The 6,886-nt window shown below is 70.7% G+C and carries 3 protein-coding genes; 1 reads left to right on the top strand and 2 read right to left on the bottom strand.

The genetic code is table 11. From position 1 onward, the window contains the following. Positions 1 to 244, top strand: a 244-nt coding sequence (locus tag VGB75_17325; protein ID HEY0168810.1) for a hypothetical protein, incomplete at its 5' end; no start/stop codon positions are given. 131 nt (positions 245 to 375) lie between these two features. On the opposite strand, the gene VGB75_17320 is transcribed toward VGB75_17325, so the two are convergent. After that, the gene (locus VGB75_17320) at positions 376 to 4,803 is read right to left on the bottom strand and encodes a LamG-like jellyroll fold domain-containing protein (protein HEY0168809.1); all 4,428 of its coding nucleotides are present in this window, start codon (positions 4,801 to 4,803) and stop codon (positions 376 to 378) included. A gap of 199 nt (positions 4,804 to 5,002) precedes the next feature. Beyond that, the gene (locus VGB75_17315; GenBank protein HEY0168808.1) at positions 5,003 to 6,700 is read right to left on the bottom strand and encodes a sugar transferase; all 1,698 of its coding nucleotides are present in this window, start codon (positions 6,698 to 6,700) and stop codon (positions 5,003 to 5,005) included. Between the last annotated feature and the right edge of the window lie 186 nt (positions 6,701 to 6,886).

Genomic DNA, 6,886 nt, shown 5'->3' with positions numbered 1-6,886 from the left:
GCCCGACGACTTCGGCTTCGGGCTGCTGCCGGGCTCGACCTGTCCGGTGCTCGATCGGGGGGCGATCATCGGCGCGGGCGAGAGCTGCTACGCGGTAGTGCGGTTCTCCCCCACCGAAGGCTTCCTCGACTGGCAGGCGGTCGGCTCCTTGATCGCCACCGCCACCGTGGCCACCGAGCCTGCCGACACCGCTGCTGTCGTCGACGAGATCTCGATACCGGTGCTAGGCATGGCAGTCCGATAGGACCCCGGGTCGCACCTCCAATAGGACCCGAGCTTGCACCTCGAGTAGGACCCGGGCTCCAGCCCGCAGCCTCAGTTGCGGCTTGAGGACGGGCACCGCCGGCGCCCGTCCCCTGCTGCTTGCCGCCGGTGCTACTGGCCGGCCCGGATGGCCAGGTCGTCGAAGGCGACTGCCTTGTCACCCACGTTGGCGCTGCCGCGCACCACCGACACGAACAGCTGCCCGCCGGCCGTGACACTGGTGTCGGTGGCCGTGGCCTCCCACGCCACCGGCTCGGGGGACCCGTCCGACCAGATCTTGAACTGGATCGTCGAACCGCTCACCCGCAACCGCAGCCACTGCTTGCCGGTGGTCACCGCCTGGGCGCCCGCCACCGACTGCACGGTGCTGAGAACGCTGTTGACGTTCTTCTGCACCGTCACCGTGCCCGAGTTGGACTGCAGTTGCAGGCCGTAACCGTTGCGCGGCCGGTAGGAGTTCTGCCAACCGCCCGAACCCCGCAGGTAGACGCTGAGATAGCTCACCGCCGTGTTCGAGGACCAGGTGTAGGAGGTCAGCAGCTCGCTGTCCGCCCGGGCCGCCAAGCCGGTCAGCTGGGCGCGTCCATAGGAATTGGCGACATCGGCCACCGCGATCCGGCCCGTGCCCGCCTGGGTGCTCACCGTGCCGTTGCTGGCGCCCGTGGTCCAGGACGGCGACCACGGCGCGCCGTCGGCGCCGCCGAAGACGTCGGTGAACAGCGCCGCGTCGGCCGGCGGAGTGCTCACCGACACCGGGCCGCTGGCGGCTCCGACATTGCCCGCCGCGTCCACCGCCCGAACGGTGTAGCTGTAGGTCGTCCCGGCGCTCAGCCCGGTGTCGGTGAAGCTCAGGCCCGTCGGCGTGCCCACCACGGCGCCGTCGCGCAGCACCTGGTAGCCGGCCACGCCTCGGTCATCGGCAGCCGCCGCCCAGCTCAGCGTCACCGACGAGGCCGTCACGTTAGAGGCGCTCGGCGTGCCCGGAGCACCCGGAGCTGTGGTGTCCGCCGGCACCGTGACGGTGACCGTGCTCGAGGCCCCGGTGTTACCGGCCGCGTCGCGAGCCCGCGCCTGCAAGGTGTGACTGCCCACCGCGGTGGCCGACCAGGTGAAGCTGTACGGCGCGGTCGAGTCCGAGCCGACCACCGTGCCGTCGACCAGCAGGTCCACCCCCGCCACGCCGGTGTCGTCAGAAGCGGTGGCCGTGACAGTGGTCGGGCCGTACACCGACGCGCCGTCAGCCGGCGAGGTGACCGCCGCCGTCGGCGCAGTGGTGTCCGGCGCGCTGGCCGTGACATGCACGTCGGCGGAGGTCGCGGTGTTGCCCGCCGCGTCGTGGGCCACCGTCCGCAACGTGTGCGGACCGGCCGTGGCGCTCCAGCTGAAGGTGTAGGGCGCCGTGGTCGTGGTGGCGACCGTGGCGCCGTCGACCTGCAGGTCCACCGCGGTGACCGCCACGTTGTCCGAGGCGGTGGCCGTGACGGTCACCGCTCCGGCGCTCACGCTCGCGCCGTCGGCGGGCGAGGTGATCGAGGTGGCGGGCGCCAGCACATCGGGCCCGCTGCGGCCTGAGGCGGTGTAGTGGGCGTCTACCTGGGCAGCCGACAGCGCGCTGTCATAGATCGCGACCTCGTCGATGGCCCCTGCGAAGTAGGCGCTGCCGGGCATGTCGGGCCAGGCGTTGAGGTTGTCGCCGCCCACCCGCCAGTAGCCGCTGTAGCCCTGGTTCGCCGACACGGCGTTGCTGCCCACCAGCTGGTTGTCGGCGTAGAGCCGCATGCCTGCCGGTCCCTGGCTGGCCACCACCTGGTGCCATTGGCCGTCGTTGAAGCCGGCGGGCGAGTACAGGATGTCGAAGCCGTTGTTGTACACGCCGAAGGCCAGCCGGCCGTCGTCGGTCAGGTAGACGTGCTTGTCGTAGTTACTGCTCAGGCCGGTCCGGGCGTTGCCGAAGCCCACCAGCTTGCCACCGCTGGTCGTGGTGGTCTTGAACCACAACTCGGTGCTGTAGACGGACGGGCCGCCGCGCGTGGCGCTCTGCGCGACATTGCCGGTGACGCCGTCGAAGGCAGCGGCCGCGCCGGTGGCGCCGAGCGCTCCGGCCGTCCCCTTAGCCACCACGCCGACGTAGTCGCCGGTGCTGCCGTTGTCCGAGGAGTCGGCCGCGGTGGCGCCTGACGTCTCGTCCAGCCGCCAGTACGTCGCGGGCAGATCGTTGTAGACGGCCTTGCCGTAGGCGTCGGTGGGGCCAGGCGCCGGCGGCGGCGTGCGTCCGGAGGCGGCGTAGTGGTTCTGCACCGAGGTCAGGCTGAGCGCGTGGTCATACACCGCCGTCTCGTCGATCGCGCCGGCGAAGAAGTCGCTGGCCGGCTGGTTGGGCCAGCCGCCCAGGTTGTCGCCGCCGATCCGCCAGTACCCCTGGTAAGCCTGGTTCTGGGTCTGGCCGTCGTGGGCTGCCTTCGCGCCGTCGACGTAGAGCGTCAGGCCCTGCGGGCCCTGGCTGCCGACGACGTGGTGCCATTGCCCGTCGTTGTAGGCGGCGCTGGTGGTGAGGACGTCGGCGAATCCCACCCAGACGCCGAAGGCCAGGCGGCCGTCATTGGTCAGGTAGATCTGCTTGTCGTAGGCGCCGCTGCGCGTGGGGTTGCCGTTGAAGTCCAACCCGCCCTGCTGGTCACCGAAGCCGATGATCTTTCCGCCGCTGGTGCTGGTGGTCTTGAACCAGGTCTCGACGGAGAAGCTGGACGGCGAGTCCTGCTTGGTCGTGGAGGAGACATAGCCGGTCGAGCCGTTGACGGTGATAGCGGTGTCGCCGGCCACCGCCCCGGCGGTGCGGTAGCTGACAGCGGATCCTCCGAAGGCCAGGCCGGCGTTCTTGCTGGCCGAGGAATCGGCCGTGAGCGGGCCGGCGGCGTCACCGAGGCGCCAGTTCAGGACCGGGCTGTCCTGCGCCACCGCGGCCTCGTAGGTCGGCGGCGTGCTCACCACGGTGACCGCCCGGCTCGCCGAGGACTTCGGGCTGGCGTTGGACCCGAACGCCTCGATGGCGTCGGCGGTGTAGGTGTGGCTGCTGCCGAGCGCGAGGCCGTCGTCGCTGAACGCCAGAACCGGCTGCCTCCAGAACAGCGAGTGGGCCGGAGCCGTCGCGATCGGAGTGCTGGCGCCGTCCCGATAGAGCCGGACGGTCAGGTCGGTGTCATCGGTGTCCAGCGGCGCCTGCACGAAGATCGACACCTTGCCCCCGGCGCGCGCGACCACGGTCGGGGCCGGTGGCCGGGTCGGCGCCGTCAGATCGCCGGTAGCCGGTGAGAACCGCGCGAATCCCTGCTGGGTGAGGCCGTTCACAGTGGTGAACTCACCGCCCACAAAGAGCTGGTTGCCATCGGTGGCCATCACCCGCGGGCCGAGGCCCGCGCCGTTCGGGCCGCCGTTGGTGTTGGCGTTCCAGGCGGCCAACTGGCCGCCGCTGGTGGTGCGCGACAGCAGGTGCCGCGACAGCCCCTTGGCCCAGCCGATCTCGGGGAAGGCGTCGGGATCGAAGTCGTCAGCGCTGCAGTCGTGGGCGTGGGCGCCGGTGTAGAGGATGGCGCCGATCGGCTGGACCGCCTGGGTGGCGCCCAGGCACCTGCTCTGCCAGCGCAGCGAGCCGTCGGCGCTGTTCACCGCGAACGTGCCGTCGAAGCAGCCGCCGCCGCTGCCCTCGACGCCGAAGTAGGCGCTGCCGCTGTCGGTCTTGACCGACTTCGCCTCGACGATGCACGCCTCGGTCTTGGGTGGGATCACCGAAGCCGCGGGGAACGGCAGGGTGGCGCCGGTGGCGGTGTCCACGACCGCCACGGCGTGGTAGGCGGTGTCGCCGTTGACGCTGAGGAACGCGCCGGCGAGGTAGAGCTTGTCACCCTGCGGCGTCAGCGCGGTCTGGTAGACGACGTTGTCCGCCGTGGTGGTGAACGTGGCCAGCGCGGCGCCGGTGCTGGCGGTCAGCGCGGCGACCCGGCGTTCGGTGCGACCGCCGATGGTGGAGAACGCACCGCCGACATAGATGGTCGAGGCGGTCGCCGAGATTCCCGACACCCTGCCGTTGGCGTTGGGATTCCAGGACGTCAGCGCCCCGGTGGAAGCCGCGAAGGCCGCGATCCGGTTTCGGGTGGCGCTGCCGATGGCGGTGAAGTCGCCACCTGCGTAGAGGGTCTGCCCGTCGGCGCTCATCGACAGCACCTTGACCGCGGCGTTGACATCGGGGTTGAACGAGGTGATCAGCGCGCCGGTGCTCGCGTTGAAGGCGGCGAGGCGGTTTCGGATGACCTCGCCCGACCCCGCGGCCGCGCCCGGCGGCCGGACGCGGGTGAAATCACCGCCGACGTAGACGATGCCGTTGGCGGCGGTGATCGCTGACACCGCGCCGTTGGTCTGCCAGCTCGGTGCGACGTTGGACGGCACGGTGCCTTGCAGCGCGGCAGCGGGCGTCATGCCCACCACGAGTCCGAGGACCCCCATGCTCGCCGCGGTGATCGCTGCCATCAAAGGTCGAACGTGCATGTCATTTCCCCCGTCAAGGCACCTGGGTGCCGCCATGAACATTCAGAGCCAGCGACGGGGGTCGCTGCCAGGCTGGCGACGGGGGTCGCTGCCGGTCATTCGTTTAGTCCGTGCAAGTAAAGCGCACTGCGGCACGCGGGTAAAGTCAGAGTTTGGCGTTAACCACAAAGGTAAAACTTAGCCACAGCCTGTCGCCGGCTCAGTACGCTCCGGAGCCGGCGGCCACCGCGCGAGCCGTCTTCCACAGGATGAACAGATCCTCACCGAGGGACCAGTTCTCCACGTAACGCAGATCCAGCTGAACCGACTCGTCCCAGCTGAGGTCACTGCGCCCGCTGACCTGCCAGAGCCCGGTCAGACCCGGCTTGACCAGCAGCCGGCGGTGCACGTGGTCCTCATAGCGCGCGACCTCCAGCGGCAGCGGCGGCCGCGGGCCGACCAGGGACATCGTGCCGAGCAGCACGTTGATCAGCTGCGGCAACTCGTCCAGGGAGTACTTGCGCAGGAACTTGCCCACCCGGGTGACCCTGGGGTCCTCGCGCATCTTGAACAGCACGCCGTCGCCGTGATCGCTCTGCTCCCGCAGGCTGGCCAGCCGCTCCTCGGCGTCGGCGTACATCGACCGGAACTTCAGCATCACGAAGGTGCTGCCGGCCCGCCCGACCCGGACCTGGCGGAACAGCGCGGGCCCGGAGCTGGTCAGCCGCACCGCCAGCGCGAGCGCCAGGAACACCGGCGCGAGCACCACCAGCGCCAGGGCCGCGACACTGCGGTCGAAGGCGCCCTTGAGCACCCGGCGGAACCCGGTGAACTTCGGCTCGTCCACGTGCAGCAGCGGCAGCCCGGCCACCGGCAGGATGTGCAGCCGCGGACCGGCCACCTCGGTCAGGCCGGGCGAGACCACCAGGTCGGTCGAGCTGCCTTCCAGCTGCCAGGAGACCCAGCGCAGCTTCTCGGGGCCGAGCGCGCCGGAGGACACCACGGCCACCGTGTCAGCCCCGCTCAGACGCACCGCGCCGACGATCGAGTCGACGTCGCCGAGCAGCGTCACCTCGGCCTCGGCCAGGGTGTCGATGGTCTGCATGTCGGCTATCGCCTCGGACGGGACACAGGCGCCGACCACTCGCAGGCCTGCGTGCAGGTCACGGCGCAGCACCTCGGTGAACTTGCTGATGGCCTCGGCGTCACCGACCAGCAGCACCGACTTCATCGCCCGGCCCCGCAGCCGCTGGGCGTGCAACCACTTGCGCGCGGCGTAGCGGGCCAGCAGGTTCAGGCACAGGGCCAGCGGCAGGGCGAGCAGCACGAAGCCGCGAGCCAGCTCGGCGTGGGTGACGAACGAGGTGAACGCGATCAGCGCGGTGACGTGCAGGAAGGCGCGGAAGATCCGCTGGAACTCCGCGGCGCCGACACCGACCAGCCGGCCGCCGTAACCGTGGTTGACCCCGATCAGGGCGACCCAGCCCAGCGGCAGCAGGGCGGCCACCAGCATGTTCAGCGGCGCGGAGGTGTGCGCGCCGAAGCGCAGCAGGTAGGCGATGGCGATGGCCGTCCACGCGGCGGCCAGGTCCGCGCCGACCAGGCCGCGCTGATACAGCCGGAGCCAGCGTGAGCGGCGGCGCAGGGTCCCGGAGTCCTCGGGCGCCGGTTCGAGCGAGCCGTGGTCGGCCCAGCCCGCGATCACCGGCGGCAGGCTCTGGGAGAACGGGGCGCTCACGGGGATTCGGTCCTGGCTGGGGGCGTCGACGCCCAAGCCGGCACCCGGGTCGAGATCGGCGGGGGGGCCTGAGTCGATGCCTGGGTTGAGACGGGCGGGGCTCGAGTCGAGGCTGGAAGCGGTCAGGCCGGCGACCGTCAGCTGGCTGGACCGTGGCACATCGCCATCGTCGCCAGCCATCGCGTCTCGTCCCGACGTGAGCATCTTTCCCCCGTTTGCGGCAGGCGGCTGAACCGCCTGCGACCCTCTCTGCGCCAGCCGGATCTGGTTATCCGGACGACTCGCTCAACCCACCTGACAGCACGCACTTCGGGGATGACTCGTCACGTCACGTCGTCCCCCGATCGACGTTTGTAACATCACGTT

Origin of the sequence: Jatrophihabitans sp., from assembly GCA_036399055.1 — a bacterium.
Lineage (GTDB): Bacteria > Actinomycetota > Actinomycetes > Mycobacteriales > Jatrophihabitantaceae > Jatrophihabitans_A.
Note: the sequence above shows the minus strand (reverse complement) of the source record. Positions and strands in the feature narration are given on the sequence as shown.